At 65.2% G+C, this 25138-nt stretch carries 23 protein-coding genes; 5 read left to right on the top strand and 18 right to left on the bottom strand.

Features of this window, described 5'->3' with window-relative positions:
• Positions 1–139 precede the first annotated feature (139 nt).
• Positions 140–3667 carry a ribonuclease E gene (gene rne, locus CSAL_RS08110; protein ID WP_011506891.1) on the top strand — a complete coding sequence of 1176 codons (3528 nt, stop codon included), beginning with the start codon at positions 140–142 and terminating at the stop codon, positions 3665–3667.
• A gap of 140 nt (positions 3668–3807) precedes the next feature.
• Here rne and murB read toward each other — a convergent pair whose 3' ends face one another.
• From murB to CSAL_RS08075, 7 genes are all read right to left on the bottom strand, one after another.
• On the bottom strand, positions 3808–4809 hold the full coding sequence (gene murB, locus CSAL_RS08105; protein WP_011506890.1) for a UDP-N-acetylmuramate dehydrogenase: 1002 nt from the start codon (positions 4807–4809) through the stop codon (positions 3808–3810).
• Positions 4796–5284: a low molecular weight protein-tyrosine-phosphatase gene (locus tag CSAL_RS08100; protein ID WP_011506889.1), complete on the bottom strand. Its 489-nt coding sequence runs from the start codon at positions 5282–5284 to the stop codon at positions 4796–4798. The genes murB and CSAL_RS08100 overlap by 14 nt, the downstream gene beginning before the upstream one ends.
• Entirely contained in the window at positions 5281–6054 is a 774-nt protein-coding gene (kdsB, locus tag CSAL_RS08095) for a 3-deoxy-manno-octulosonate cytidylyltransferase (RefSeq protein WP_011506888.1), read from the bottom strand. The genes CSAL_RS08100 and kdsB overlap by 4 nt, the downstream gene beginning before the upstream one ends.
• Complete coding sequence (locus CSAL_RS08090; RefSeq protein ID WP_011506887.1) at positions 6051–6266, bottom strand: Trm112 family protein; 216 nt, start codon at positions 6264–6266, stop codon at positions 6051–6053. Before CSAL_RS08090 ends, kdsB begins: the two co-directional genes overlap by 4 nt.
• Before the next feature lie 3 nt (positions 6267–6269).
• Complete coding sequence (lpxK, locus tag CSAL_RS08085) at positions 6270–7262, bottom strand: tetraacyldisaccharide 4'-kinase (protein ID WP_011506886.1); 993 nt, start codon at positions 7260–7262, stop codon at positions 6270–6272.
• Positions 7259–9034: a lipid A export permease/ATP-binding protein MsbA gene (gene msbA, locus CSAL_RS08080; protein ID WP_050934509.1), complete on the bottom strand. Its 1776-nt coding sequence runs from the start codon at positions 9032–9034 to the stop codon at positions 7259–7261. The genes lpxK and msbA overlap by 4 nt, the downstream gene beginning before the upstream one ends.
• A gap of 145 nt (positions 9035–9179) precedes the next feature.
• Positions 9180–11456: a DNA internalization-related competence protein ComEC/Rec2 gene (locus CSAL_RS08075; RefSeq protein ID WP_011506884.1), complete on the bottom strand. Its 2277-nt coding sequence runs from the start codon at positions 11454–11456 to the stop codon at positions 9180–9182.
• A gap of 123 nt (positions 11457–11579) precedes the next feature.
• Here CSAL_RS08075 and CSAL_RS08070 point away from each other — a divergent pair, with 123 nt between their 5' ends.
• Complete coding sequence (locus CSAL_RS08070; protein ID WP_035412940.1) at positions 11580–12107, top strand: DUF2062 domain-containing protein; 528 nt, start codon at positions 11580–11582, stop codon at positions 12105–12107.
• 4 nt (positions 12108–12111) lie between these two features.
• On the opposite strand, the gene CSAL_RS08065 is transcribed toward CSAL_RS08070, so the two are convergent.
• Both CSAL_RS08065 and CSAL_RS08060 read right to left on the bottom strand, forming a co-directional pair.
• Complete coding sequence (locus CSAL_RS08065; RefSeq protein ID WP_043558215.1) at positions 12112–12825, bottom strand: ABC transporter ATP-binding protein; 714 nt, start codon at positions 12823–12825, stop codon at positions 12112–12114.
• A 10-nt stretch (positions 12826–12835) separates the two neighbouring features.
• The gene (locus CSAL_RS08060) at positions 12836–14077 is read right to left on the bottom strand and encodes a lipoprotein-releasing ABC transporter permease subunit (protein ID WP_011506881.1); all 1242 of its coding nucleotides are present in this window, start codon (positions 14075–14077) and stop codon (positions 12836–12838) included.
• A 202-nt stretch (positions 14078–14279) separates the two neighbouring features.
• Here CSAL_RS08060 and CSAL_RS08055 point away from each other — a divergent pair, with 202 nt between their 5' ends.
• The 3 genes from CSAL_RS08055 (at position 14280) to CSAL_RS08045 (ending at position 17255) form a co-directional block, all read left to right on the top strand.
• The gene (locus CSAL_RS08055) at positions 14280–15347 is read left to right on the top strand and encodes an agmatine deiminase family protein (protein WP_011506880.1); all 1068 of its coding nucleotides are present in this window, start codon (positions 14280–14282) and stop codon (positions 15345–15347) included.
• Between the two features lie 4 nt (positions 15348–15351).
• A complete protein-coding gene (locus CSAL_RS08050; RefSeq protein ID WP_011506879.1) occupies positions 15352–16251 on the top strand; it encodes a carbon-nitrogen hydrolase in 900 nt (299 codons plus the stop codon).
• A 143-nt stretch (positions 16252–16394) separates the two neighbouring features.
• Entirely contained in the window at positions 16395–17255 is an 861-nt protein-coding gene (locus CSAL_RS08045; protein WP_011506878.1) for a hypothetical protein, read from the top strand.
• 5 nt (positions 17256–17260) lie between these two features.
• On the opposite strand, the gene CSAL_RS08040 is transcribed toward CSAL_RS08045, so the two are convergent.
• From CSAL_RS08040 to CSAL_RS08000, 9 genes are all read right to left on the bottom strand, one after another.
• Complete coding sequence (locus CSAL_RS08040; protein WP_011506877.1) at positions 17261–17545, bottom strand: YrhK family protein; 285 nt, start codon at positions 17543–17545, stop codon at positions 17261–17263.
• A 137-nt stretch (positions 17546–17682) separates the two neighbouring features.
• On the bottom strand, positions 17683–19101 hold the full coding sequence (gene sthA, locus CSAL_RS08035; RefSeq protein ID WP_256985075.1) for a Si-specific NAD(P)(+) transhydrogenase: 1419 nt from the start codon (positions 19099–19101) through the stop codon (positions 17683–17685).
• Positions 19102–19275: 174 nt separating this feature from the next.
• Positions 19276–19533 (bottom strand): (Na+)-NQR maturation NqrM, encoded by a 258-nt coding sequence (gene nqrM, locus CSAL_RS08030; RefSeq protein ID WP_011506875.1) that lies wholly within the window; start codon positions 19531–19533, stop codon positions 19276–19278.
• A complete protein-coding gene (locus tag CSAL_RS08025; RefSeq protein WP_011506874.1) occupies positions 19530–20582 on the bottom strand; it encodes an FAD:protein FMN transferase in 1053 nt (350 codons plus the stop codon). The genes nqrM and CSAL_RS08025 overlap by 4 nt, the downstream gene beginning before the upstream one ends.
• Entirely contained in the window at positions 20579–21811 is a 1233-nt protein-coding gene (nqrF, locus tag CSAL_RS08020) for an NADH:ubiquinone reductase (Na(+)-transporting) subunit F (protein ID WP_011506873.1), read from the bottom strand. Before nqrF ends, CSAL_RS08025 begins: the two co-directional genes overlap by 4 nt.
• A gap of 22 nt (positions 21812–21833) precedes the next feature.
• Positions 21834–22454: an NADH:ubiquinone reductase (Na(+)-transporting) subunit E gene (nqrE, locus tag CSAL_RS08015; protein WP_011506872.1), complete on the bottom strand. Its 621-nt coding sequence runs from the start codon at positions 22452–22454 to the stop codon at positions 21834–21836.
• On the bottom strand, positions 22454–23128 hold the full coding sequence (locus tag CSAL_RS08010; protein ID WP_011506871.1) for an NADH:ubiquinone reductase (Na(+)-transporting) subunit D: 675 nt from the start codon (positions 23126–23128) through the stop codon (positions 22454–22456). The genes nqrE and CSAL_RS08010 overlap by 1 nt, the downstream gene beginning before the upstream one ends.
• Positions 23129–23130: 2 nt before the next feature.
• Positions 23131–23904: a Na(+)-translocating NADH-quinone reductase subunit C gene (locus CSAL_RS08005; protein ID WP_148266813.1), complete on the bottom strand. Its 774-nt coding sequence runs from the start codon at positions 23902–23904 to the stop codon at positions 23131–23133.
• On the bottom strand, positions 23901–25136 hold the full coding sequence (locus tag CSAL_RS08000) for an NADH:ubiquinone reductase (Na(+)-transporting) subunit B (protein WP_011506869.1): 1236 nt from the start codon (positions 25134–25136) through the stop codon (positions 23901–23903). Before CSAL_RS08000 ends, CSAL_RS08005 begins: the two co-directional genes overlap by 4 nt.
• Positions 25137–25138 lie beyond the last annotated feature (2 nt).

The following is a 25138-nucleotide window of genomic DNA, read 5'->3' as shown; positions in this document are numbered from 1 at the left end:
GTCCTGCCGCCCTCGGCCCGTTCCGGGTCGTCAAGACATCGTCACGACATGCACTGAGCACCAGCATGCAAGCAAACGATTCGTCGCACCGCTGCCACGCTTTGCCGTTCGACCGGCACGCCTAGTCAGTGAGACTTGCATGAAACGAATGCTCATCAACGCGACACAGCCCGAAGAGCTGCGCGTCGCGCTCGTCGATGGACAACGCCTGTACGATCTCGACATCGAATCCGGTGCTCGGGAACAGAAGAAAGCCAATATCTACCGTGGCCGAATCACGCGGATTGAGCCCAGCCTCGAAGCCGCCTTCGTCGATTTCGGCGCCGAACGACACGGCTTCCTGCCGCTCAAGGAAATCTCCCGCGAGTATTTCACCAAGGAGCCTTCCGGACGTCCCAACATCAAGGAAGTGCTCAAGGAAGGCCAGGAAGTCATCGTCCAGGTGGACAAGGAAGAGCGCGGCAACAAGGGCGCCGCGCTGACCACCTTCATCAGCCTGGCCGGCCGCTTCCTCGTGCTGATGCCCAACAACCCCCGTGCCGGCGGCATTTCGCGGCGCATCGAGGGGGATGATCGGGCCCAGCTCAAGGACGCCATGGGCCAGCTGACCGTGCCCGACAAGATGGGCGTCATCGTGCGCACCGCCGGCATCGGTCGTTCCCCCGAGGAACTGCAGTGGGACATGGATTACCTCGTGCAGGTCTGGGAGGCCATCACCGAGGAAGCCGGCAAGCGTAGCGCGCCGTTTCTGATCTATCGCGAATCCAACGTCATCATTCGCGCGATGCGCGACTATCTGCGCCACGACATCGGCGAGGTCTTGATCGACAGCCCCGAGGTGCATGAAGAGGCCCTGCATTTCATCCGTCAGGTCATGCCCTCCTACCAGAACAAGATCAAGCTCTACGCCGACGACGTGCCGCTGTTCTCGCGTTTCCAGATCGAGTCGCAGATCGAGACCGCCTATCAGCGCGAGGTCAAGCTCCCGTCGGGCGGCGCCGTGGTCATCGACCACACCGAGGCACTGGTGTCCATCGACATCAACTCGGCGCGCGCCACGCGCGGCAGCGATATCGAGGAAACCGCGCTGCAGACCAACCTCGAGGCCGCCGACGAGATCGCGCGCCAGTTGCGTCTGCGCGATATCGGCGGCCTGGTGGTCATCGACTTCATCGACATGACGCCGGCCAAGAACCAGCGTGAAGTGGAAAACCGCGTCCGCGACGCGCTCAAGCTCGACCGTGCGCGCGTGCAGATCGGGCGCATCTCGCGTTTCGGCCTGATGGAAATGTCGCGTCAGCGCCTGCGCCCGTCGCTGGGCGAGACCAGCGGCGTGGTCTGCCCGCGCTGCAACGGCCAGGGCACCATCCGCGACGTGCGCTCCATTTCGCTGTCGATCATGCGCCTCATCGAGGAAGAGGCCATGAAGGAACGCAGTTCCCAGATTCGCGCCATTCTCCCGGTGCCCGTGGCGACCTACCTGCTCAACGAAAAGCGCAGCGTGCTCAACGATATCGAGCAGCGCCAGGGAGTGCAGGTCGTCCTTCTGCCCAATCCCGACATGGATACGCCGCATTACGACGTGCAGCGCCTGCGTGACGACCAGGTCAGCGAGGAAGACGGCCAGCGCTCGAGCTTCGAGCTGCCCACCACCACCGAGCTGACACAGGAACCCGATCCGGCACTCGACAAGCCGATGCAGCGCGCGGAAGCGGCGGTCAAGAGCGTGGCCCACAACGCCCCGGCGCCGACCTCGCTGCAGCACGATACCGCACCGCCGGCGACGCCGACGCCGGCGCCCGCCGCCGACGCCCCGGCCTCCACGCCGGCCGAGAGCGGCCTGTTCTCACGTCTGGTAAAAGGACTCGGCAAGCTGCTCAACGGCGAGGACAGCACCTCGCCGTCGAAGCAGTCGAACGATCAGGCCCAGCAGAGCGGAGCCTCGAAAACCACCAGCGAGGCACGGCGTCAGCGGCAAGGCAGCGACCAGTCGTCCACCTCGCGCAGCGACGGTGACACCGGCAGCAAGCAGCGTCAGAACGACGATAGCCGTCGCGATGCCGGCTCCGGCAACGGTCGCGGTGGCAATCGCCGGCGTCGCAACGGCGAGGAATCGCAGGATCGCCAGGCGTCGCGCAGCGACAACCGTGATGGCAACCGCAGCTCGCGTTCCTCGCGCGGCAATGGCGGCAATGGTGGCCGTAACGAGAACGCACGCGGCAGCGGTGGCAGCGACAAGGGCCGCCAGGATACGCGTAGCGACTCTCGCAACGACGCGCGCAACGACTCGCGCAGCGATTCTCGTAACGATGGACGCAACGCCACCAAGGGCGGCAACAAGCCCCGCGAGGAAAACAAGGACGCCAAGGCCGGCAAGCCCAAGGCGGAAACGCCTTCGCAGAGCGCGCCCGACAAGCAGGCCACGTCCGACAAGCAGACGACGCCGAGCCAGGATGACGCGCCGAAGAGCGACGGCAAGCCGAAGCGCACGCGCAACAATCCGCGTCAGCGCAGTCGCAAGCATGCCGTGAATCCGAACGCGGTCGCCGAGCAGGAAAAGCTGCAGGCGCAGCAGGAAGCCGAAGGCGCAACGTCGACGGGCGACAACACACAGCCGCAGGCCACCGCTGCCCAGGCTTCGCCCGAGGCCGAGCCGACGAGCACGGCACCCAGCGATGCGCCGGCCGCAGCGGCCGCCCCCACCGACGAGGATGAAAGCTCGCAGGCAGCGGCGGCCAAGTCGTCGCAAGATGCCAAGTCGCGCAACGCCAAGTCCAAGCGCTCGCGGAACGCGTCCAAGCCGGCCCGGACTGCCTCGGAAACCGCCGACGCGGCACCGCAGGGCAAGACGTCGGCCGACGCACCGGAAACGGCAGCTGAAGCACCGTCCCAGCCCCGCGAGGCAGCGGCCGCCGCGCAGCCGGCCGATAGTGCCACCTCCGAGGCACCGGCGACCGCAAATGCGGACACTCGAGCCTCTGCCCCGGCGCCCTCGGCCGATGACGCCTCCGCGCTCAGCGAACCGAAAGCGCCGCGCGATGCGACACCGAGCGCCGAGGCACCGGCCGACGAGACCAGTGCGTCCGACGCGCCTCGCGGCGAGGTCAGCGACTCCCAGCCGGCATCCAGCGCTGCCGCCGACGAAGCCACGTCCACTGGACGCGACACCGTCGAGCAGGAGGCTGCCACCCCGGTGACGAAGGACGAGGCGGCGACAGCGCCTGCCACGTCCTCTGCGGACGCCGACGTCGACACACGTCAGGACGCCGCGTCCTCCACGGCAACGCCGCAGGACGACACGCTAGCCACGCCTGCATCGCAGGCGGAGCAGAAGGCATCGACCGATGCACCGGCGCCGCAGGCGGAGCCGACAACGCCGGCCGCCGCTGCCGCCTCGTCATCCGACGAGCAAGCACCGGCCGAGGTCAGCGAGTCCCAGCCCCAGGCGGAGCCGAAAGCGCCGAGCGACGCTTCCGCAACGTCATCGGAGGAGAAGGCATCCACCGAGACGCCTGCACCGCAGCCGGAGCAGACGGCCTCGACAGAGGCGTCCGAGCCGCAGCAGGCGACGGCATCCGCACCGCGTCGTCGCCGTCGCGCGCACAACGACCCTCGCGAACAGCGTCGTCTGCAGGAGAACCTCTTCCGGGGCGACGATAACGCCTGAGTCGTCACGGGCGGCCCCCGGGCCGCCCGGAGCGGACACGCCATACCGCGACACGAAAACGCCTGAAGGATGATCCTTCAGGCGTTTTTCATGGTGCCTTCCTGTGGGGTGCCCACCACGCCGACGAGTGCCGCAGCGCCCTACCCCAGCAGACGCGGCTCGCGTTCCAGGACCACATTGAAGCGCTGCTGCACGGCATCGCGAATGCGCTCGGCCCAGGCCAGCAAGGCCGGCCTGTCGCCGCCACCGAAGTGCACCAGCACCAACGCCTGACGCTCATGCATCCCGAAGGCGCCGCAACGCTGTCCCTTGAAGCCGCAGCGGTCGATCAGCCAGCCCGCCGCGAGCTTGATGCGGCCATCGGGCTGGGGGAAATGCGGCATGTCGGGGAATTCCTGCAACAAGCGCTCGGCATGCGAGGCCTCGACCACGGGATTGGTGAAGAAGCTGCCGGCATTGCCCAGCACCGCGGGGTCGGGCAGCTTCTCGCGCCGTATGGCGCACACTGCCGTGTAGATCTCGTGCGGCGTGGGTGACGTCGAGACGCGCTGGGCGAGATCGCCATAGCCGAGACGCGGCGCGGGACGGCGCGACAAGCGCAGCACGATCTTCGTCACCACCACGCGCCCCGCCAGGGAGCGCTTGAAGATACTGTCGCGATAGGCGAAGTCGCAGGCCTCGCGGGGCAGCACCTCCTCGCGACCATCCTCGCGATACATGACATGCACCGCCTCCAGGACATCGGCCAGCTCGACGCCGTAGGCGCCGATGTTCTGGATCGGCGCGGCCCCCACCTGCCCCGGGATCAAGGCCAGGTTCTCGATGCCCCACCAGCCTTTCTCGACACAGGCGGTTACCAGCTCGTGCCACGACAGGCCGGCCTCGGCATGCACCTGCACCGTCTGCTCGTCGACCGCGTGCCACCACCAGTCGTCGCATGCCAGCTGCAACGTCACGCCCGGCAGACGCGCCGGCAGGATGACGTTGCTCGCGCCGCCCACCACCTGCAACGGCGCCTCGTCGTGACGGGCCATGGCCAGCGCCTGACGGATGTCATCGCGGGTGGTCGCCGCGACCAGGCGCGCCGCCCGGCACGGCAACCCCAGGGTATTGTCGAGGGGCGCGTCGTCAGCGATGTGCATCGCCACGCTCCAGGCGCTGCCGGCAGGCATCGATGAGCCCATCCGCCGCCTGCTCGATCAGGGCGAACACCTCGGCGAAGCCGTCGTCCGTCCCGTAGTAGGGATCCGGCACCGAGCGTCCCCGCTCGCCGGCGAAGTCCAGCAGCAGACCGACGTGCGCCTGGCAGTCCGCCGGCGCCATGCGCTGCATATGGGCCAGGTTCTCCGCGTCCATGGCCAGCAGGTAGTCGAAGCGCCGAAAGTCCTCCACCGAGAGCTGGCGCGCGCGCAGCGAGGCGATGTCGATGCCGCGTGCGCGGGCTTCCTGCTGGGCGCGCGGATCCGGCGGCTCCCCGACGTGCCAGCGCCCGGTACCGCACGAGTCGAGCGCCACCTCGTCGGCCAGCCCCGCCGCCTGAAGGCGGGATCGCACGATGCCCTCGGCGGTCGGCGAGCGGCAGATGTTGCCCAGGCAAACGAACAGAATGCGTATCATGCCGCCCCTTCCCCCTCGGCGATCAAGCGACGAACCCGCGCGAGATCCGCTTCGGTGTCGACGCCCGCGGGATGCGCCTCGGCGGCCAGCGCCACCTGGATTCGGTGCCCATGGTGCATGGCACGCAACTGTTCGAGCTGTTCCAGCTGCTCGAGCGGCGACGGCAGCCAGTCGACATACGCCGCCAGAAAACCGGCACGATAGGCGTAAAGGCCGATATGACGCAGCCAGGCATCGGTCGCCAGGCAATCGGGACGCGTGGCGAAATGCTCCCGATCCCAGGGCACCGGCGCCCGCGAGAAATACAGGGCGCGCCCGTGCAGGTCGCGCACGACCTTGACCACGTTGGGATTGAACAAGGTTTCCACGTCGCCGATGGGCTCGGCCAGGGTGGCAATGGAGGCCGTGGTGTCGTCGGCCAGCCGGCGTACCACCTGGTCGATCAACGCCGGCGGCAACAGGGGCTCGTCCCCCTGCACGTTGACCACGATGGTGTCGGCATCTAGCTCGAGCCGGGCCGCGACCTCCGCCAGGCGGTCGGTGCCCGAGGGATGATCGGGCGCGGTCAGCATGACGTCCGCGCCGTACGGCTGCATGGCCGCCTCGATGCGTTCGTCATCGGTGGCGATCACCACCCGCGTCGCGTCACTCTTACACGCGCGCTGCCAGACGCGGGCGATCATCGGTTCGCCGTGGAGGTCCAGCAAGGGCTTGCCCGGCAGGCGCGAGGCGCCATAGCGTGCCGGTATCACGACCACGACATCACTCATGAGGTGGCATCCCGCGCCTCGCCCGGCGCCTTGCCCAGCTTTTCGTCGGCATCCATGTGGCGCGCCTGCTCTTCGAGCATCACCGGAATCTCGTCCTCGATGGGAAACGCCAGTCCGTCGAAGTGGCATTTGAGTTCCGCACGTTCGCGGTCGTACTTCAGCTTGCCCTGACAGCGGGGGCAGACCAGCATCGCCAGCAATTCCTTATCCATGCATCACCTCTCGGTCAGCGCCGCCAAGCGGCCCTCCAGCCATGTCACGAATGCGGCGTCGGGATGCGCTTCCACATCGAGCACCCAGCAACGTTCATGAGCGAAGGGCCGGCATTTGACCGCGTCCTTGGCCGTCATCACGACCGGCCGGTTATCGGAAAATTGAAGATCGGCGGCATCGAATCGATGATGATCGGCCAGCGGACAGGGATCGAATTCGACGTCCAGCGTCTTGAGGGTATCGAAAAACCGCGTGGGATGGCCGATGCCCGCCAGCGCGTGCACACGGCCATTGAAGGGACGCCCCTCGATGGGATAGCAGACATCGTCGATCAGATGCCGCCAGCGCGAGGGCACCAGGCGCATGCCGTGATGAGGCACGGGAAGATCCTGCGCGAGGGCGCCGTTGCCGATCACCGCATCCACTTCGTGCAGGCGCGACAGCGGCTCGCGCAGCGGCCCGGCGGGCAGGCAACGGCCATTGCCGAACCCCCTTGCGCCGTCCACGACCACCAGTTCGATGTCGCGTCCCATCGCCAGGTGCTGCAGACCGTCGTCGGAGAGCAGGATGTCGCACCCCGCGGCGATCAGCTTGCGCGCGGCACGCGGACGGTCAGGGTCGACCGCCACGGGCAGTCCTGTCTGCGCCGCGAGCATGACCGGCTCGTCCCCCGCTTCCACGGGCGAGGTTTCCGGCGTGACGTACAGCGGATAACGATGTGCATGGCCGCCATATCCCCGCGACACGATGCCCGGGTGCCAGCCGCGTTCTCGTAACCAGCGCCCCATCCATGCCACCAGGGGTGACTTGCCGGTGCCACCCACGGACAAGTTGCCGATCACGATCAACGGCACCGGGGGTGTCCAGACTTTTTTCGTGCCACGCTGATAGGCTCTACGTCGCGCACTCATGACCTGGGCGTAGAGCCCCGCCAAGGGACGCAACGGTACGAGCCAGGCCGCGTCGCGGTACCAGGCATCCTGCAAGCGACTCACTCGGCCTCCTGGAATTGCAGTTGATGAAGCGCCGCATAGGCACCGTCTTGGGCCAACAGTTCGCCATGCGTGCCGCTCTCGATGATTTCGCCCTGCTCCATGACCAGGATGCGATCGGCACGTTCGATGGTCGACAGGCGATGCGCGATGACGAAGGTCGTGCGTCCCCGGCACACCCGTTCCAGCGCCTGCTGGATATAGCGCTCGGACTCGGTATCCAGCGCCGACGTCGCTTCGTCGAGCACCAGCAGCGGCGCATCCTTGAAGATGGCCCGCGCGATGGCCAGGCGCTGCCGCTGGCCACCGGACAGCATAACGCCGTTGTCGCCGACGACGGTATCGTAACCGTTGGGCAAGCGCTCGATGAACTCGTGCGCGTAGGCGGAACGTGCCGCGCTCTCGACCGCCTCGCGATCGGCGTCGGGATGGCCGTAGGCGATATTGGCGGCGATGGTGGTATTGAACAGCGTGACTTGCTGGGACACCAGGGCGATACGCTGACGCAGCGGTGACAGCGCGTATTCCTGGATATCCACGTCATCCAGCAGCACCCGGCCTTCGGTGGGCCGATAGAAGCGCGGCATCAGGCTGACCAGCGTCGACTTGCCGCTGCCGGAACGCCCCACGATGGCAATCATCTCGCCCTGAGGCACGTCCAGGTCGATGCCCTTGAGCACTTCCGCCTGATCCTCGCCGTAACGAAAGCGCACGCCCTCGAAGCGGACACGACCGTCGATGCGCGCCGGCACGTAGCTGCCTTCGTCGACCTCGGGCGGCTGTTCGAGCAGGCCGAACAATTCCTGGGAGGCGGAAAGCCCTTTCTGGATCGTGCTGTTGACTTCGGTCAGCTGGCGTACCGGCTTGGCCATCAACGAGGCAGCGGTGATGAAGGCCACGAACTCGCCCGGCGTCATCGACGCCATGAGTGCCGGCGACATCGCCAGCCATACCAGCCCCGCCAGGGAAAGCGCCACCAGCAGCTGAATGACCGGCGTGCTCACCGCCTTGGTCAGGGCCACCTTCATGCTCTGTTCGCGGTTGTAATCGCTGGCCTCGGCGAAGCGGGCCTTTTCGTAGGCTTCGGCACCGTGGGTACGCACCACGCGATACCCCGACAGCGCCTCGGACGCCACATGAGTGACATCGCCCATGGAATTCTGTATGCGCCGCGACAAGCGGCGGAAACGCTTGCTGGTGTAATTGACGACCAGCCCGATCAACGGGGTGACGGCCATGAAGATGAGCGTCAGCATCCAGTTGGTCCACAGCAGATAACTGACCAGACCGATCACGAACAGCCCTTCGCGCAGGATGATGGTGATCGCGTTGGTGGCCGCCCCGGTGACCTGTTCGACATGGTAGGTGACGCGCGAGAGCAGATGACCGCTCGAGTGCATGTCGAAGAAACGCCCCGGCAGGCGCAGCATGTGATTGAAGACCTCGCAGCGCAGTGCATGCACCACGTTACGGGCCACGTCGCTCATGTAATAGGTACCCAGGAAGGTTCCCACGCCACGCGCCGCGAACATGCCGATCACGAACAGGGGCAGCATGAGACGAAATGCCGCATCGGGATTCTGAATGCCGTCGATCAGACGCTTCATCATCTCCGCGAGCGCAGTGCTCGAGGCCGCATAGATGGCATAGCCCACCACGGCGGCCAGGAATGCCTTCCAATACGGTCTGACGTAACTCAGCAAGCGACGGTAAAGGGACCAACTGGTAGCGTTTCTCACGGCGTCTCCGCTTGTCGAGAGGCTTGCTCGCCCCATCTCCGGGGGGCAAATACTGAAGTCGCTGCATGACGCCCGGATGGCAGCCCTTCGCCACCGTCCCGAGCGCCATGCATGGCCATCGGCGACGCTCGCCCGGCTCTGCATGTAGAGCGATGCCACACGAGATACGAGGGGTGACCGCTCAATCGCCGGATTCTACCCCAATGCACGGCCCTTCGACACCGCCGGGCGGGCGCGCGGGCCGCATGCGCAACGGAGACTCGCCCAGGGTGAAACGCAGCGCGCCGTCGACGGCGGTATTCCACAGACAGCTCCCGGCGCGCCGGAAACGGCGCACCACCTCGGGATGAGGATGGCCATGGGCATTGTCGCGGCCGGCGCTGAAGATCACATGTCGAGGATGTACCCGCGCGACGAAGGCCGGCGATGAACTCGTACGGCTGCCGTGGTGGCCGGCGATCAGCACCGTCAGCGGGCGCTCGATGTCTCGCAGCAGACGACGCTCGATGGTGGTGCCGGCATCTCCCATGATCAGCAAGCGCTGCCCGCCGGCCGTCACGCTCAGCACGCAGGAGCGATCATTGTCGCTCAATGCCGAGTCACCGGAACGCGGCGACAAGAACCGGTAACTCACCTCGTCGCGCCGCCAGGCCACGCCTTGACGGCAGGCGTGCGTGGCAACGCCCACCGCCATGTTCGGCGGCCCCCACCAGCGCCCGACATGATGCATGTCGCGTAACGTGGCCACGCCGCCGGCATGGTCGCGATCGCTGTGACTGACGATGACATCGTCGAAGCGACGCCCCGGCGGCCACAACGTGGCGGCGGGGGCGAACCCCGAGCCGTAACGCGGCCCCGTATCGAACAGCATGCGTTGCGTGGCACTGCGCAGTTCGACCAGTTGCCCCTGCCCCACATCGTGGACGATGACCACGACCCGCCCCGGCGGAATCGTCGAAGGCTGCCAGGTCAGTGCCAGAGCGATCAGGCTCAGCGAGGCCCACACACGAACGGACCGCGCAAGCCCCGGCATCAGCCATGCTCCCCCCCAGGCGGCCAGCAGCAACGCCAGGGGCAGAATTTCCTCGCCCGGTGGCAACCACGATGGCACGATTTCGCCCATCCACGCGAGCCCTTGCCAGACGAGCTGGGCCAGGGCATCGAAGGCCCGCCAGGGCAACATGGCCAGCCCCGGCGACCAGGCCAGGGCCCACCCCGCCAGCCCCAGCGGTACCATCAGGCTTCCCACCAGCGGCACGGCAACCAGGTTGATCAAGGGCGCGGCCGGCGACAAGCGCTCGAACCCCACCAGCACGGCCGCCGCCATGAAGGGCGCCAGCAGGCATTGCGAGCGTACCAGGGCGAGCAGCCATCCCCTCGCGCCGCGCGGCACCGGCCTGCCCTGCCAGGCGGCGATCAACACCCCTACCGCCAGGAACGACAGCCAGAGCCCGGGTTGCCACACCGTCAACGGATCGCCCGTGACGACCACCAGCAATGCCAGCCACCAGGCCTGCCAGGGGCCGGGCGCATGGCGACCGCTGGCCACCCACAACCCCAGCAGCGCCATCACCGTGGCGCGCAGGGCCGGCGGCTCGAAACCCGCCAGGCCGGCATACCCCAGTGCCGCCGCCCCGGCCAGCCACCACGGCCAGGCCGCGAGGCGCCAGCGTCCCGGCGTCACGACGCGCGCCAGGAAACGCAGCAGCCAGAGCGCGACGCTCGTCACCAGGCCGACATGCAACCCCGAGATCACCATGAGATGCGTGGTACCGGTGGCGTTGAGCAGATCCCAGTCGTCCTGGGTCAACCGCTCGCCGGCGCCGAGGGTCAATGCCGCCAGCCAGCGCTTGCCGAGCGGCGACAACGCACGTGCCTCCAGAAATGCCAGCCCCGTCTCGCGCAGGCCGGCGGGGGCCGCCTGGAGGCGCTGCGCGGACGCGGCATCACGCACATAGCCCGTCGCCTGGATGCCTTCACGCCACAGCCACGCGGCATAGTCGAAACCATAGCCGTTGGCGAAGCCCTGCGGCGGGCGCAGGCGCGCCGTCAGGCGCCACTGATCGCCGACACGCAGCGCGGGCGCGTCGTACCAGGAGAGGCGTACCCGTGACAGACGCGTGCAAGGCGGCAATCCCGCTGCCCGGGGCACGCAGCGCTCGACCGCGAGGCGCAGCTTGGCCAGCCCGCGATCGCGGCTCACCTGTGTCACCCGCCCCTCGAGCGCGACATCCTGACGCGCCAGCCCGTCGGGGAGTTCGCCCGCCGCTTGTACGGCGACATTCAGCGCACACCATCCCGCCACCAGCAGCATCGCCAGCCCGCGCCAGCGGGCCTGAGCCACCGCCAGCAGGCACAGCAGTCCCCACGGCCCCGCGGCGCTCGACACGCCCCACCCGCCCCAGACGCTACCGACCAGGGCCGACAACGCCAGCGGCATCGCCCAACCGATCCGCATCCGTCCGAGTCTTCAATTTAGAAAAAACGGATATATGATCGATCGTCGCCGGCTTGCGTGCAACGATGGCGAGAGCATCGGGTTGTATGGATAATGAATCGACATTTCGATAGCCCGTGGACCATGCCTCGCCGACTCCTGCAGCGTTACATGCCCCGGCCGGAAACGCTGAGACGCCAGAAATCGCTGCGTTTCATGCATCACCTGCTGGGCGATCCGTCGCTATGGATGCTGTCACGCCGCAGTGTGGGCAACGCTTTCATGGTCGGGCTGTTCGTTGCCTTGTTGCCGATTCCCTTGCAGATGCTGGCCGCCGCGTTCGGTGCCTGGCTCTTGCGCTGCAACCTCCCGCTGTCGGTCAGCCTCGTGTGGCTGACCAACCCGCTCACCATGCCGGTCATCTTCTATTTCAACTATCGGGTGGGCGCCTGGCTGCTCGACACGCCGGCCAGGCACATGCCGGACCGACTTTCGACCTCGTGGATCGCCGAGAAGATGGCGGACATTCTGCCGGCCCTGCTGACCGGGTCGATCGTGGTGGCGATCGTCGTGGGGCTGCTGAGCAACCTGACGATTCGCCTGATCTGGCGTTGGCAGGTGGCCCGGAGCTGGAAGCGCCGCGCTCGACAGCGCCGCCAGCGCCAGGCATGAAGTGCTATGCGTCCTCGCTCAGGCGCCCCTGATCGAGACGCATGACCCGGTCCTGATGCGCGGCCAGCCCGGGGTCGTGCGTCACGATGATGAAGGCGCACGCGCTCTGCGCGGCGAGCCCGTCCATCAGCGCCAGAATGTGGCCTGCCGTGGTCTGGTCGAGGTTGCCCGTCGGCTCGTCCATCAGCACCAGGCTGGGATCGGTCACCAGGGCGCGGGCGATCGCGACACGCTGCCGTTCGCCACCGGACAATTCGCCCGGCTTATGCTCGCCGCGCGCCTCCATGCCCACCTTCGCCAGGATTTCCCGTGCCCGCGCCTGGGCCTCCTGGCGCGTCTGCCCCCGAATGAGCAGGGGCATGGCGACATTCTCCAGTGCCGAAAACTCCGCCAGAAGGTGGTGGAACTGATAGACGAAGCCGATGTGCCGGTTGCGGAAGCTGCCCAGCGCCGCCTCCCCCATCTCGGCAAGCGACTGACCGGCGATGCGCACCTCGCCGGCACTCGGGCGATCCAGCCCGCCCAGCAAATTGAGCAGCGTCGTCTTGCCCGAGCCCGAGCTGCCCACGACGGCGACGCGCTCGCCGGCGCGCACGTCCAGCTCCAGAGCATCGAGCACGGTGACATCCTGCGGGCCTTCGCGATAAATGCGCGTCAGGCCCTCGCACTTCAGCATGATCTCGTTGTTGGCGAACGCCGGGGTGTCGTTCGATGCCATCGCGGTGTCCTCACTCATAGCGCAATACCTCGGCCGGTTGAATACGCGCCGCCCGCCAGGCGGGATACAGCGTTGACAGGAATGTCAGCACGAAGGCCGATCCCACGATGATGCCCACATCGCTCCACTGAAGTTGCGAGGGCAGGTAGCTGATGAAATAGACATTCGGGTCCAGGAAGTGGATACCGGTCAACGCCTCGAACCAGGCGATCAGATCCGACACGGACAGTGCCAGCACCACGCCGAGCAACACCCCCACGACGATGCCGATGATGCCGATCGCCATGCCTTGCACCATGAAGATGCGCATGATGGTCCCCGGCTTGGCGCCGATGGTCCGCAGGATGGCGATGTCGGCATGCTTGTCGGTCACCACCATGACCAGCGTGGAGACGATATTGAATGCCGCCACGGCGACGATCACCATCAGCAGCAGGCCGATCATGCGCTTTTCCATCTGGATGGCCTGGAAGAGATTGCCGTGGGTGTAGGTCCAGTCCACCCCCCGATAGCCGCTCCCCAGGTCGTTCACGATCGCGCGCGTGACCGGCCCTGCCTGAAACAGGTCGTCCAGTTCCAGACGCAGGCCTTCCACCGAGTCGCCCAGGCGTCCCAGCGTCTGCATGTCCTGGATGTTGGCATAGGCAAGGTTGGCGTCCAGGTCGGCCCCCACCTTGAAGATGCCGCTGACGGTGAAGCGCTTGAGCCGCGGGAACACGCCTCCCGGTGTGATCGAGGCCTCGGGCACCAGCAGCGTCACGCGATCCCCGACCCCCACGCCGAGATTGCGCGCCAGCAGATCCCCCAGCACCACGTGCCACTCCCCGGGCGCCAGATCATCCAGCGAGCCACGCGTCATGTGCTCGTCGATGATCGAGACCTTGCTTTCATAGTCCGGTTGAATCCCGTTGACCATCGCGCCTTGCGTGCGCCCCTCGGAGGAAAACATCCCCTGCTGTTGCACGAACGGGGCCGCACCGATGACGTAATCACGCTTCTCGAGGCGTTCGGCGAGCGCCTTCCAGTCCGTCATGCCCCCCTGGGCTTCGATGCGGGTATGCGGCACCATGCCCAGTACCCGCGTCCGCAGTTCATGATCGAAACCATTCATCACCGACAGCACGAGAATCAGCACCGCCACCCCCAGCATCAGGCCGAGCATGGAAGTGAGGGAAATGAAGGAAATAAAATGGTTGCGACGTTTGGCGCGCACGTAGCGCAGTCCGATAAGAAACGGCAAGCGATCCAGCATCGACATCGATTCCTTGGTATGAGCCGGGCTCATGGTACGTGTTTTTGCGCGTTCCTGCATGAGCCATCGAAGGGCGCCGCATCGGCCGCCCGTGGGTCCTTCGTGACACTTGCATCCGTGTCGGCGCAGACTAAAATGCCGCGGCCACCCCGCACCGCGATCATTCGACGCCGAGGCGCCCCAATCCCCATAGGAGACCGCAATGCTCCCACGCCTGTTCCCCGAATGGCATCCCCAGGACGCCATTCAGCTCACCTGGCCCACCACGGAAAGCGACTGGGAGCCTCTGCTCGAACGCATCGAAGCCACCATGGAAGCCATCGTGGTCGCCATCACCCGCTTCCAGCCGGTGCTGATCGTCGTCGCCGATGCACCCACGCGGCAACGTCTCGACACGCGTTTCATGCAACTGGGCATTCACCCGAAGCAGTGGCGACTCATCGTCGCCCCCGCCGACGACACCTGGACCCGCGATCACGGCCCCATCGCCGTGGAGCGGCAATCGGAGGTGGTGCTGCTGGATTACCGCTTCACCGGCTGGGGCGGCAAGTTTCCCGCCCAGCGTGATGACGCCCTGACCGCGGCCCTGGCGGACATCGGCATTTATGCCGCGCCCTGCGAACAACGCGACCTGGTGCTGGAAGGCGGTGCCATCGACAGCGATGGCGAAGGGACTCTGCTGGTCACCGAGGCGTGTCTGCTCAATCCCAACCGCAACCCGGACTTGACCCGCGAGGACATCGAAGCGCGCTTGCGCGACGACCTGGGTGTCGAACGCTTCCTGTGGCTCACGCAGGGCCACCTCGAGGGCGATGACACCGACAGCCACATCGATACGCTGGCGCGTTTCTGCGACGCACACACCATCGCCTATGTCCGCTGCGAGGATCCGGACGATCCGCACTACCCGGCCCTCGCCCAGATGGAAAGCGAGCTCAAGGCCATGCGTCGCGCCGACGGCAGCGCCTATCGCCTGATTCCGCTGCCCCTGCCGCAGCCGTGTCACGACCCGGACGATGGCCACCGTCTGCCGGCAACGTATGCCAACTTCCTGATCATCAACGGCGCGGTGCTGGTGCCCACCTACGCCGACGCCGCCGACGGCGTGGCCCTGACGGCACTGGCCAGTGCCTTTCCGGGACGCAGCATCATCCCCATCGACTGCCGCACCGTCATTCGCCAACATGGCAGCCTGCACTGTCTGACCATGCAGCTGCCGCGCGGCGCACTCTTCACGCCGTCGAACGGCGACGTCACTTCGGAGGCCTGATCCCATGCCAGCGACACTCAAGGTAGGACTCGTTCAACAAGCGGCCTGGCCCGACAAGGCACGCAGTCTGGCGGAAAGCGAGGCCGGCATTCGCGCCCTGGCCGCACAGGGCGCGACCCTGGTACTGCTGCAGGAACTGCATGCCACGCATTATTTTTGCCAGACCGAAGACGATACCCTCTTCGACCTGGCCGAGCCGCTCGACGGTCCCAGCGCGCAGCGCCTGGCCGCCCTCGCCGCCGAGCTCGACATCGTGCTCGTCGGGTCGTTGTTCGAGCGACGCGCGGCGGGGCTCTACCACAACACGGCGGTGGTCTTCGATCGCCAGCAGGGACGCGTCGGCTATTACCGCAAGATGCATATTCCCGACGATCCCGGCTTTTACGAGAAATTCTATTTCACCCCCGGGGATGCCGAGGCCGATGCCGGCTTCGAGCCGATCGACACCTCCGTGGGCCGGCTCGGCCTGCTGGTGTGCTGGGATCAGTGGTATCCCGAAGCCGCGCGCCTCATGGCACTGGCCGGTGCCGATCTGTTGCTGTACCCCACCGCCATCGGCTGGACGCCCACCGACGCGCCGGAGGAAAAGCAGCGCCAGAAGGATGCCTGGACGCTGATTCAGCGCTCGCACGGCGTGGCCAACGGCCTGCCGGTGCTGGTCGCCAATCGCGTGGGACACGAGCCCGATCCCTCGGGGGCCAGTCCCGGCATCGATTTCTGGGGAGGCAGCTTCGTGTGCGGCCCGCAAGGCGAGCTGCTGGCACAGGCCGACGACGCGCCCGCCCATCTACTGGTCGACGTCGACCTGAGCCGCAGCGAGCAGGTCCGCCGCGTATGGCCCTACCTGCGCGACCGCCGCATCGACGCCTACGACGAGCTCACCAAGCGTTATCGCGACCGCTGACGCCATGCATGCGACGTGACGGACGCGTAACGGCCTCATGCCGCTGCGTGTCCGTCTACCGGCATGGCTTGTCAGGATGGCTTGTCAGAGCGGTCCGTCGTTGCCATGATAGCGAGCAACACCGGAAGATAACGGTATAAGAAATGGAACGACAATACAGATTGCTCGCCCAGCTCGAACATCAGTTCGATCACGTGATCGAAACCTGCGAAGCACTGATCGGTCATGCCGAGCGGCGCCCCCCGGACGGCTGGGTGCTGGGCGGAGCGCCCTTCGAGGCACGCTGGCTGCGCCATGCCTTGCTGGACTTCTGGTACCAGGACGGCCAGGACGGCCGCGCGACACGCAACTACATCGGCCTGGTCGCCGCCGACTCGGCTCTGCTCGCCCATGTCGATGAGGTCAACCAGGCCAAGCAGACATTCGCGGCGACCCTGGCCGAGATTCGCCAGCACTTCCCAAGCCTGGTCGCCGAAGCCAAGGCCGTGCTGCCCTTTCGTCACCCTACCCTGCACGACCACCTGCGCGGCAAGGGCCTGGCACGCCTGCATCTCAAGCAATGCTGGCGACACCTGCCCGTCGCCGATGCACCGCTCGCCCAGGTGCGTCTGGCCTGGTACACCAGCGGCCGCTCCATCAAGCGCCTGAGCGTGCGCGATGCCGAGCGACGCCTGCTGGAGATGGACAGCGACAGCCCTCATATCCGCATTCAGCTACGCGCCCTGGCAGGCATTCCCGACAGCGAGCCCCTTGCCCAGGTACAGACCCAGACGCCGGTGATGCGCGCCAATCTGTTCTTCCGCGAAGCGCTGGACGACGGCCGCCAGAGGCGCGCCATGAACGTTCCCCTGCCGCTGTTCATTCCCTCGCCGGAGGGGCGTCTGCCGCCGCACAACGTGCCCGCCGATGCACCGCCTCCGACACGCACGAGAGCCAAGCGCGCCGATACCAAGCTCGAGGACACGCCGTTCCTGCCCAGCTTGCGCGCCTATCGCTACCGCTAGCCGCGTCAGAAATCCTGACTGCTGGACGGCAATTGCTTGAGGGTCAACTGCCGGTGCAGGCGGATCACCGGCCGGATCAACAGCTGCAGACTGCCGATCACGAACAGCCAGATGCCCGCTTCCTTGACGCCTCCCTGGAAGAAGAAGCACACGCTGCCGATCGTGAACCACAGCCCCAGCATGAGATCGTTCACGGTGCTGGCCAGTTCATGACGACGATGCACGATCAGTTCTTCACGCCCCAGCGTGAAGGTCGTCTCGTCGCTGTTCGGTTTCTCCTCTCGTTGCATGACAACCTCCTTGTGCTCGTGTGAGAGTGGACACCCAAACGCGACGAGCCGGCTTGCAAGCCGGCTCGTCGCGGGCCGACCTCGGTCGGCTCGCCGGGGCCGCTGCACGCAGCCGCGCCCGACATCATCGGACCTCATCAAAACACGCGGTTCAAGCCGTTCTGCGCCGCGACCCGATAGGCCTCGGCCATGGTCGGGTAATTGAACGTGGTATTGATGAAGTACTTCAAGGTGTTGGCCTCACCCTTCTGCTGCATGATCGCCTGGCCGATATGCAGGATCTCGGAGGCCTGGTCGCCGAAGCAGTGAATGCCCAGGATCTCCAGCGTCTCGCGATGGAAGAGAATCTTGAGCATGCCGACGGTATCGCCGGTGATCTGCGCACGCGCCGTGTCCTTGAAGAATGCCTGCGCCACCTCGTAAGGCACCTTGGCCTCGGTCAGCTCGCGCTCGTTCTTGCCCACCGAGCTGATCTCGGGAATGGTGTAGATGCCCGTGGGAATGTCCTCGACGAAGCGGAAGTCCTCGTCGAGGAAGTCATCGCTGGCGCTGCGGCCCTGGTCGTACGCCGCGCTGGCCAGGCTCGGCCAGCCGATGACATCGCCCACGGCATAGATGTGCGGCACCATGGTGCGGTAATGCTCATCGACCTGCAGCTGACCACGCCCGTTGGGCTCGAGGCCGATGTTTTCCAGCCCCAGCTCGTCGGTATTGCCGGTCCGCCCGTTCGCCCAGAGAAAGGCGTCGGCGCGCAACCGCTTGCCCGACTTGAGCTTGACGATCACGCCCGACTCATCGCCCTCGATGCTCTCGTAGTCTTCGTTGTGACGCACCAGTACGCCGTTCTGGCGCAGATGATAGGACAACGCGTCGCTGATCTCGTCGTCGAGGAACGACAACAGCCGCTCGCGCATGTCGATCAGGTCGACCTTGACCCCCAGCCCCGAGAAGATCGACGCGTACTCGGAACCGATGACCCCGGCCCCGAAGATGATCAAGGTGCGCGGCGTGTGCGACAGCCCCAGGATGGTATCCGAGCAATAGATACGCGGATGCCGGAAATTGATATCGGCCGGGCGATACGGCCGCGATCCCGTGGCGATGACGAACTGCTGGGCGCAGAGTTCCTCGACGCCATCCTGGTTGTCGCGCACGGTCAGGGTGTGCTCGTCGCGGAAACGGGCAACGCCGAAGAACAGGTTGATGCGGTTGCGCGAATAGAACTGCGTGCGCATCTCGACCTGCTGGTCGATGGTGACCTTGGAACGCTCCAGCACGCGAGGAAAGGAAAACCAGCGCGGTTCGCCGATGTCGCGGAACATGCGGTTGGTATTGAACTGCATGATCTGCTTGACCTGGTGACGCAGCGCCTTGGAGGGAATCGTGCCCCAGTGCGTGCAATTGCCGCCGACCGCCTGCTGCTTCTCGACGATGGCCACGCGCTTGCCGTGCTTGGCCGCATTGATGGCCGCACTCTCCCCGGCGGGTCCCGAGCCAATCACCACCACATCAAAATTGTGAACTGCCATTAGGTTCGCCTGCTCCTCTTGGTGCATGAGGAACCGCTGCGATAAGTCTCAACGCAAGACCGGTCACGGCACAGGAGTCGCACGAAGCGCGGCGATGAGCGCCGCGCATCACGGACCTGTCGCATCGTCATGTCGGGACACGCCCTCAGGCGCGTGGGACTCAACCAACGATTCCACGTCAGTATTCATGAACGCGTGCGGTCAGCGCCGTACGGCGTCGTAACCGAGGTCGGCGCCACGGCTTTCGTCACTGCTGCGCTGTGCGCTCTTGCGACGCTTCTGGCTTTCTTCCTCGCAGACCTTGTCGTTGCCGCCGCAGATGTCGCAGCCATCCTTCAGCCCCAGCTGATTGAGACCGCCGCAGGAACCGGCGATGGGCTTGCGCCCGAGGATGACGCCGATGGCCATGCCGGCCAGCAGCAGCAGCATCAACGCGAATACCAGAATCCATATAGTCATTGCTCACCTCCTTCGGATGGCGGCTCTGCCAGATAGGCATGAAACGCATCGCTGAGTTCGGTCGTGAAGCCCTCATCGGTTTTGACGATGAAATACGCCGCAATATCCTCACGGTTGGCCAGGGCCATGCCCTTCTTCGGCCCCAGCACCTCCAGCGCCGTGGCCAGGCCATCCGCCGTGGAGCACTGCTCCGCCACGACGGTCACCGACGCGAGGTGATGCGTGATCGGGCGACCGGTGCGCGGATCGATGGTATGCGAATAACGCCGGCCGTCTTCCTCGTAATAATTACGATAGTCGCCCGACGTCGCGACGGCGACATCCTCGAGCTCGAGCACTCGCTGCACGCTGCGCTCACGGGAGACCGGCTTCTCGACCGCCACCCGCCAGGGCTCGCCACCGGGCTTGGTACCGCGCGTGCGGATTTCACCGCCCACCTCGACGAGATAGGACGTCACGCCCAGGGCATCCAGTCGCGCCGCCACGTGATCGACGCCATATCCCTTGGCGATGCCGGAGAGGTCGACGTATACCGGCTTGGTCTTGGTCAGCCGGTTGCCGTTCAGATGCAACGCCCGGAAATCGACCTCCTCCAGCGCCTCGGCGATTTCCGCGTCGCTGGGGATCTCGTCCGGACGCTTGTCCGGCCCGAAGCCCCAGAGATTCACCGCAGCGCCGACGGTCACGTCGAAGGCGCCATTCGAGAGTTCGCCGATCTCGATGGCCTCGTCGATCACCTGCGCCGTGGGCGGAGACAGCGCGAACGGCTCCCCCACCGGCGCGGCATTGAAGCGCGACAACTCCGACTCCGGCTTGTAGGTGGACATCAGCCGGTCGACGTCTTCGAGCGCATCGTCGATGCCGTCCTTCAGCGACGCCAGTTGACGGTCGCTGAAGTCGCCATACACCGTGACATGGTAGCCCGTGCCGAAAATGGGGCCTTCGAAGCGATGCGCTTCGGGCGAACGGTCGCATCCGACCAGGGCCAATAACGCAAACAGGACCAGCCCTTTCCAGGCCGGCCCTGCACGATGGGCATGCCGCTTCATCCGCCGAAGTCGTCCAGCATGATGTTCTCGGGCTCGACCCCCATGTCGGTCAGCATCTTGATGACCGAGGCATTCATGATGGGCGGACCGCACATGTAGTACTCGCAGTCCTCGGGCGCCGGGTGATCCTTGAGATACTTCTCGTAGAGCACGTTATGGATGAAGCCCGTGTCGCCCTGCCAGTTGTCTTCCGGCAGAGGATCCGAAAGCGCCAGGTGCCACTCGAAGTTATCGAACTCCTCGGCCAGCTGATCGTACTCTTCGTTATAGAAGGTCTCGCGCCACGAGCGTGCCCCGTACCAGAACGAGATCTTGCGGGTGGACTTGAGGCGCTTGAGCTGGTCGAAGATATGGCTGCGCATCGGCGCCATGCCCGCACCGCCGCCGATGAAGATCATCTCGGCATCGGTGTCCTTGGCGAAGAACTCACCGAAGGGCCCCATGACCGTCACCTTGTCTCCCGGCTTGAGCGCGAAGACATAGGTCGACATCAGACCGGGCGGATGGTTGGTATTGGGCGGCGGCGTCGCGATACGAATGTTGAACTTGAGAATCCCCTTTTCATCGGGATAGTTCGCCATCGAATAAGCGCGAATGATCTCTTCGTTGTTCTTGTGGGCGATGTCGAACAGCTTGAACTTCTCCCAGTCGCCGCGATACTCCTCCTCGATGTCGAAATCCGAGAACTTGATATCGTAGGGCGGCGCCACCAGCTGCACGTAGCCGCCGGCACGGAAGTCGACCTCTTCGCCCTCGGGCAGCTTGAGGTTGAGCTCCTTGATGAAGGTGGCGACGTTGGGATTCTCGATGACCTCGCATTCCCACTTCTTGACCCCGAACACCTCTTCGGGGACCTCGACCTTCATGTCCTGCTTGACCGGCACCTGGCAGGAAAGCCGCCAGCCTTCCTTCTTCTCACGCAGCGTGAAGTGCGATTCCTCGGTGGGCAGAATCGAGCCGCCCCCGTCGACCACGCGGCACCGGCACTGGGCGCAGGAGCCGCCGCCACCGCATGCGGAGGAGAGAAAGATGCCGTTGGCGGCAAGCGTTTGCAGCAGCTTGCCACCCGCCTGGGTGGTCAGGGTGTTGTCGGGGTCGCCGTTGATCTCGATGGACACGTCACCGCTGCTGACCAGGCGGCTGCGCGCTGCCAAGATCACCGCCACCAGACCGAGCACGATCACGGTGAACATGACGACGCCGATCACGATGATGGATGTATCAACCATGTCGGTTTCCTATTTCCGTTGCTTAGAGCTGAATGCCGGAGAAGGACATGAAGCCCAAAGACATCAGTCCGACGGTAATGAACGTGATCCCCAGGCCCTGCAGGCTGGCCGGCACATCACTGTACTTGAGCTTTTCGCGAATGCCCGCCAGCGCGGTGATCGCCAGCGCCCAGCCGACACCGGCACCGGCACCGTAGATCACCGATTCCCCGAAGTCGTAGCTGCGCTCCACCATGAACAGCGAAGCGCCGAGAATCGCGCAGTTCACCGTGATCAACGGCAGGAACACCCCCAGCGCGTTGTAGAGCGCCGGCACGAACTTGTCGAGGAACATCTCGAGGATCTGCACCAGCGCCGCGATGACACCGATGTAGCTCAGCAGCCCCAGGAAGGACAGGTCGATGTTGCTGGCACCTTCCAGGCCCGTCCAGGTCAAGGCGCCTTCACTCAACAGGTACGTCAGGATCAGGTTGTTGACCGGGACGGTGATCGTCAGCACCACCACGACCGCGATGCCCAGACCGATGGCCGAGGAAATTTTCTTGGAAACGGCAAGGAACGTGCACATGCCCAGGAAGAAGGCCAGTGCCATGTTCTCCACGAACACTGCCTTGACGAAGAGGCTCAGGTAATGCTCGAACATCACACGGACTCCTTAATCTTGGCCTTGCTGTTGGCCACGATCCGGTATTCGGTCTTCTCGACCTGCTCGGTACGCACGCTGCGCAGCACCCAGATGATCAGGCCGATGACGAAGAACGCCGACGGCGGCAGCAGCATCAGGCCGTTGGGCACGTACCAGCCACCGTCCTGAACCGGCGTCAGGACCGTGAAGCCGAACACACTGCCCGACCCGAACAGCTCACGCACGAAGCCGACGATCAGCAGGATCACCGCGTAACCCAGGCCGTTGCCGACGCCGTCGAGGAAGCTCATCACCGGCCCGTTCTGCATGGCGTAGGCTTCGGCGCGCCCCATCACGATGCAGTTGGTGATGATCAGACCGACGAAGACCGACAGCTGCTTGGACATCTCGTAGGCATATGCCTTGAGCACCTGATCGACCACGATGACCAGCGAGGCAATGATGGTCATCTGCACGATGATGCGGATCGACGACGGAATGTGCTGACGGATCAACGAAACGAACAGGTTGGAACACGCCGTGACCGCGATGACGGCCAGGCCCATGACCAACGACACACTCATGGAGTTGGTCACCGCCAGTGCCGAACAGATCCCCAGCACCTGCAGCGCGATCGGGTTGTTCTTGAAGACTGGCGAGAGAACAACGTCTTTTACGGACTCAGCAGCCATGTTCACGCTCCTTCGGAGTTGCCGTGGAAGCGGGCGAGATAAGGCCCGAAGCCACTCTCGCTCAGCCAGAAATGCAGCATGTTGGTGACGCCACGACTGGTCAGCGTCGCGCCCGACAAGGCATCGACTTCATACTCACTCTCGGCACCGCCCTTGACCAGGGAGATCTCGGGGTCCATATCGCCGTCGGCGTAGACCTCCTTGCCTTCCCACTTGGACTTCCAGCGAGGATTGTCGACCTCGCCGCCCAGCCCCGGCGTCTCGGAGTGAGAATAGTAGGACAGCCCGATGATGGTGTTGCCGTCGCCCTCGAGGGCGAAGAAGCCACGCATCAACCCCCACAGGCCTTGCCCGCGGATGGGCAGGATGATCTGTTCGGGGTCCTCGGGATCGCCGACCAGGTACACGGTGGAGTACATCTCCTCGCGCCCGATCCCCGCGCGATCTTCCTCACCGGAGAGCGTGCGGGAGGTCGCCGGGTCCTGCGCGGCCTCGAACTGATCGAAGCTCTCAGGGTCGAATCGATCCGTGTAGTCGCCGCTTTCCAGCTCGATCACGCGCGGCGTGATGTACTCGGAAAACGCCTCTTCGATATCCATGCCCGGCTCGTAGAGATCCGCCACCTGCAGGATATTGCTCTTGCGGTCGAGCTCCTGGTTCTGCTGCTGCTTGGGTCGCAGCACCACGGCGGCGGTCGAGACCACCACCGAACACACGATACACAGAGCGAGCGCGACCGTCAGCGTCTTCTTGATGGAGTTGTTACTGGCCATCAGGCGGTCTCCTCGTTCGTCGCGGGGGAATACGCGGCGTCACGCTTCATGCGGCGCTTGATGTTGGCCTGCACGAAGAAGTGGTCGATCATCGGCGCGAACAGGTTGGCGAACAGGATCGCCAGCATGATGCCTTCCGGAAACGCGGGGTTGACCACGCGAATCAGGACCGTCATCACCCCGATCAGGAAGCCGAACAGCAGCTTGCCGGGATCGGTCATCGATGCCGACACCGGGTCGGTGGCCATGAACACCATGCCGAAGGCGAAACCGCCCAGCACCAGGTGCCAGTACCAGGGCATGCCGAACATGGGGTTGCTCTCCGAGCCGATGGCGGTGAACAGCATCGCCGTCAGCGCCATCCCCACGAACACCCCGAGCATGATGCGCCAGGAAGCGATCCGCGTGATCAGCAGCACGGCGGCACCAATGAGAATCGCCAGCGTCGAGGTCTCGCCCACCGACCCCGGAATGAAGCCCAGGAAGGCGTCCCACCAGCTATACGCCTGCTGCACGGCGCTCATGCCGTTCTGCGCGGCGGTGGAGAGCGCCGTCGCCCCGGTGTAGCCATCCGCGGCGACCCACACGCTGTCACCGGAGATCTGCGCCGGATAGGCGAAATAGAGAAACGCACGACCGGTGAGCGCCGGGTTCAGGAAGTTCTTGCCGGTGCCGCCGAAGATTTCCTTGCCGATCACCACACCGAAGGTGATGCCGAGCGCCACCTGCCACAGCGGAATGGTCGCCGGCAGGATCAACGCGTACAGCACGGACGTCACGAAGAAACCTTCGTTGACCTCGTGACCGCGCTTGACGGCGAACAGGACCTCCCAGAACCCGCCGACGGCGAAGGTCACCAGGTAAATCGGCAGGAAGTAGGTCGCTCCCAGCACGAAGTTGGCCCAGATGCTGCCCGGATCATGGCTGCCCGCCAGCGCCATGGTGACGGCTTCGCGCCAGCCTCCCAGGGCACCGAAGCCGTCGCCGATCGCCATGTTGGCTTGCAGGCCGGCGTTGTACATCCCGAAGAACATGGCCGGGAAGGTGCACAGCCACACCGTGATCATGATGCGCTTGAGGTCGATGCCATCACGCACGTGCGCCGTGCTCTTGGTCACGCTGGGCGGGCTGTAGAAGATGGTGTCGACCGCTTCATAAAGCGCGTAGAACTTCTCGTACTTGCCGCCCTGGTGAAAATGCGGCTCGAGTTTGTCGAGCGTATTACGAATTCCCATCG

This window comes from Chromohalobacter israelensis DSM 3043, assembly GCF_000055785.1.
Lineage (GTDB): Bacteria > Pseudomonadota > Gammaproteobacteria > Pseudomonadales > Halomonadaceae > Chromohalobacter > Chromohalobacter israelensis.
The sequence above is the reverse complement of the archived record's forward strand: the minus strand, read 5'-3'. Positions and strand labels throughout refer to the sequence as shown.